General features: G+C 40.8%; 5 protein-coding genes and 2 tRNA genes. 2 read left to right on the plus strand and 5 right to left on the minus strand.

The annotated features are described in order from the left end of the window. The first annotated feature begins 248 nt into the window (after positions 1 to 248). Positions 249 to 325: transfer RNA gene (locus tag R8N28_RS23520), tRNA-Val, on the plus strand. Positions 326 to 358: 33 nt separating this feature from the next. Next, a tRNA-Val gene (locus R8N28_RS23525) sits at positions 359 to 435 on the plus strand. 258 nt (positions 436 to 693) lie between these two features. Here the strand turns inward: R8N28_RS23525 and R8N28_RS23530 are convergent. The 5 genes from R8N28_RS23530 to R8N28_RS23550 form a co-directional block, all read right to left on the minus strand. Next, positions 694 to 924, minus strand: coding sequence for a hypothetical protein (locus R8N28_RS23530; RefSeq protein ID WP_017820907.1), 231 nt, complete (start codon positions 922 to 924; stop codon positions 694 to 696). 129 nt (positions 925 to 1,053) lie between these two features. Next, positions 1,054 to 1,692, minus strand: coding sequence for a DJ-1/PfpI family protein (locus R8N28_RS23535; RefSeq protein ID WP_054574092.1), 639 nt, complete (start codon positions 1,690 to 1,692; stop codon positions 1,054 to 1,056). Between the two features lie 165 nt (positions 1,693 to 1,857). Continuing rightward, complete coding sequence (locus R8N28_RS23540; protein ID WP_031780991.1) at positions 1,858 to 2,256, minus strand: VOC family protein; 399 nt, start codon at positions 2,254 to 2,256, stop codon at positions 1,858 to 1,860. A gap of 205 nt (positions 2,257 to 2,461) precedes the next feature. Next, the gene (locus tag R8N28_RS23545) at positions 2,462 to 3,034 is read right to left on the minus strand and encodes a hypothetical protein (protein ID WP_225466652.1); all 573 of its coding nucleotides are present in this window, start codon (positions 3,032 to 3,034) and stop codon (positions 2,462 to 2,464) included. 192 nt (positions 3,035 to 3,226) lie between these two features. Then, positions 3,227 to 3,676 (minus strand): nuclear transport factor 2 family protein, encoded by a 450-nt coding sequence (locus R8N28_RS23550; protein ID WP_005377826.1) that lies wholly within the window; start codon positions 3,674 to 3,676, stop codon positions 3,227 to 3,229. Positions 3,677 to 3,771 lie beyond the last annotated feature (95 nt).

Genomic DNA, 3,771 nt, shown 5'->3' on the forward strand with positions numbered 1-3,771 from the left:
TCACTCAAGTTGAGTATGGGATCAAGTTAACCTTGTCACATAACTTCGCTGTCAAGGCTTCGCGGGTGAAGAGTTACATAAAAGTTATATAGATCACACTTTTAAACCCTGCAGGCTCAGTCCTTGTCGATAAAATCATCTGAAAACGCGTGTTGAGTTTACATTTTCGCCAAACGGTTCAAAGTTGGTAAATTTGTGCTTGCACCGTCGTTCGCTTATAGCTAATATCCTCGTCGTTCCAGAGAAATGCGTCCGTAGCTCAGCTGGTTAGAGTATCGCCTTGACATGGCGGGGGTCGGTGGTTCGAGTCCACTCGGACGCACCATTCTGAATTGAATGGTTAGGAACATAAAAATTTGGGTCCGTAGCTCAGTTGGTTAGAGTACTACCTTGACATGGTAGGGGTCGGCGATTCGAGTTCGCCCGGACCCACCAAATTTTAAAAAAGCCCACCTTTTGGTGGGCTTTTTTGTGTCTGTAATTCATTGATACTCAAGTAAAACTACTTCTTTTCTTGTCCCTTGTTTTTGCCCTGCTTTAGCCCCTTGTTAGAGATAAAAGCGCACTACTTGATCCGCAACACAACCTCAAAACCCTAAATGCAATGCATAAGGTGTATACGCTTCAAACCCACTAGAGCCGTCTATAAATCATGTTGCGTGCCACTAGCCGTGGTATTAGAGACAATGACTATTAATCTAAATTATCTGGCGTGTGAAGATTGGTGCCGCATATTGTACATTTGTAGTCACCAGTCGCTTCGCCTTCCATTAATGAGCTAATTATTGCTGCAAATAGACCTGAGAAGAAACCTTTAGCTTTTTTCTCGGTCTTTTCTTGCGCTTTAGAGAAGCTTTCGTACCGATGTAGCGTTACTTCTTTACAATTACAGCAAAACGCTCTTGTCTCTTCAGAACCGTACATTTTTACCAATTGATTTACTCCCTGTAAGTTAATTTCCCCAAGTGGCGTTATGTTCAAGGGTAAGTCGCACAAGACTGATGTGTGACTTACCCTAAACACTAAAACTAACGTAATGTAAAACACCACATGTTATGAATGATTATTTAACGCCTTGTTATCCGAGCTTGCTAACTCTGCTGATTGAATAGTTGTGGCAATAAGCTCTTCAAACAGCTCTAATTGCCCAGCAGGTATCAATTGATTTTGTATAGCTTTTCGTTTGTTTGAGTCAAATAGCCGCTCTGTTAACCAACCAATTAGATACATCAGTGAAAGACAGCCACCGGCCGTCGCTACATTACCGTCTATCACGAGAGGCAGATCCTGAACATCTCCTCCCATACTTTGTAGAACAGCCTTTGCATCTGGGTTTGTTGTTAATCGCTTGCCTTTTAGTAAACCGAGTTCATGGAGGATGAATGATCCCGCACAAATCGAACCTATTAGCTGCCTATTTGGATCAAGATTCAACGCTGACATAAATTCAGCATCTTTTAAAGCGGCTGGAATACCCCGTTTGCCGCTTGTAATAAGAACGACATCTTGATTCGTCACCTCAGAAAGGTGTCCGTCTGTTTTAACTTTCATACCGAGGTGGGAATGATGTTCAGATTTAGTTCCAAGTATACTTACTGTCCAACTGTCGGTTGTGCGCCCTAGCAAGTCATACATAAGAAAGAAATCGACATCCGTGAAATCATCAAATAAAACAACGCCGATTTTATACATAACATTTATCCTTTTGGACTTACTCGTAAGTCGCAAAATGTGTAGTAGGAGGGGAGGGGCATTCGATACACAAGCTTCTGCTAAGCACCTTAAATACCAAAGGCGGTGCAAACTAACAATGCCATGTGTACCAAATCCCTATTATAAAACTTTGTTATGTTTGTTTTATGAGCCCGCCCAGAAAAACTCAACCCTAATACCACTTGGGTCGTAACACATTAAATGTTTTGCGGGTCCTGTTTTAACAAGCTCGGGACCAAACTCAATTTCGATTCCCGACGCCATAAATTGATCACGCAACTCATAGAGTTGCTTCTCAGTCTCTACGAGTAAAGCTAAGTGATGCAAACCAATATTCGTTTTTCTGTCAAATGGAGTGGCGGCATCAGCCTTAGCCGCCCATAGTGTAAGCATGATATGCCCATCACTCACAAATATTGCCGGGTAGTCTGGATTTCTTTTTACTTCACTCCAACCTAATTGTTCAGTGAAAAACTTCGCGCTTGCTTCTAGGTTAGATACGGTTAAACCTACGTGGTGTATGCCTTTTGTTAACACAGTCACTTTGTTTCCTTACTCGTTTTAATGGCTATCAAACAAAGATAACTCGATAAAAAGTAAGCATCAATACACATATATTGATTAACTTCGTCAATCTATTCGAATACGGTAATCCAACTGGAAACATAACATTGTAAACAAGAAACCCAATCTTGAACTAAAAATTAAACTTAGAGTTCATTCTTAAGTCCTGTATTAATCAAATACATTAATAGCCATAATATTTAAGCCAGCCTATAGGGCATATCATTCCATTAAAGGTTTGAATGTTCTTATTCAAGCTAACGTCTTCCAATTTGTAACAGTGAACAACATTACTAGTCGAAGTAGATGCTGGTGTTGAATACGTCACAGGTTTAGAAGCGTTTGCTTTATGTATTTCATGTGCTCGCTGTTGGTCTATCGCCACTTGATTCTTATGATTGTTAACTTCTCGCAATCCAGATTCTAGGGGTAGGTGCCAATCCTTACATGTTGTTCCTAAACCATCATTCTGAGACTGATATTCTGATAACGCTACACGAGCTTCATTTACCGACTGATCGATATCGGACTGATCGACTAGCCAAGTAGAAAAAGAATAGTTAATGGCCTCTCGATAGTTTACCGATTGCTCTAAGCTATAAGCATCGGAATGAAAACAGGCCTCTACCACTGCCCATTGAGTCGATAGGTTTGATAATACGTTTTCAGGTATAGGCTGTAGCTGGCTTTGCGTAGACTGGCAACCGGCTAGAAGAAAAGGGACAGGGAGTAGTTTTAGAAAAAATTTTTGGTTCATTTTAATCTTAAAATTAATGCAATCTTTTTCATTATCATAATACAGGACGATTGAAGAAAGTAGCATTTCTATCAGTAAGGGAATGTGGCTAACGCACTGATAAGGTGTGAGTAAAGCGATATCAAAGCCCTCAACACACCTTAACTACGAATACTACCGCATAACAAAGATGCTATGCGGTAACGGTAGTACTCAGGCTTGAACAGTTTGTCGCACGTTGCTCTCGCCTGACAGCACGGAAATTCTCTCAAAATCTCGACTCGGGAAGTCAGGGTCTACGTACACAAACATACGACTTATCATTTTTCCTTCAAACTCAAATACACTACAAAAACGCCCTGTGGAAACTTTGTTGTCCGGCCAAGAGGTACCATCACTCATTACGCCGCCTTCCTGTCCTTCAACAATGACCTTGTTTCCAGCAGTCGTTATTTGAAAGCCGTCTATGTCGTGCCAGATACTAATCAACGAGCTACCAATCCTATTGCCAAACTCCACTAAGGCACTCTTTCCTTTCGCTTGCCCAAATTTAGGAAAGAAAAAATCAACATCCTCTGAGAATAGATCCAGATAGCTAGGATCACCGGCATCTATTTTCTCGAAATACTTAACTACTAGCCCAACTAAATCGTCTTTTTCCATAATTATTTCACACCCATATTTGTAGTGGCATAGTGAATTTGGTCACTTAGTTAGAGGTGATATCATCACCTCATAAGTTAACAGGTGACATTATG

It is taken from the genome of Vibrio sp. Vb1554 (genome assembly GCF_033344235.1).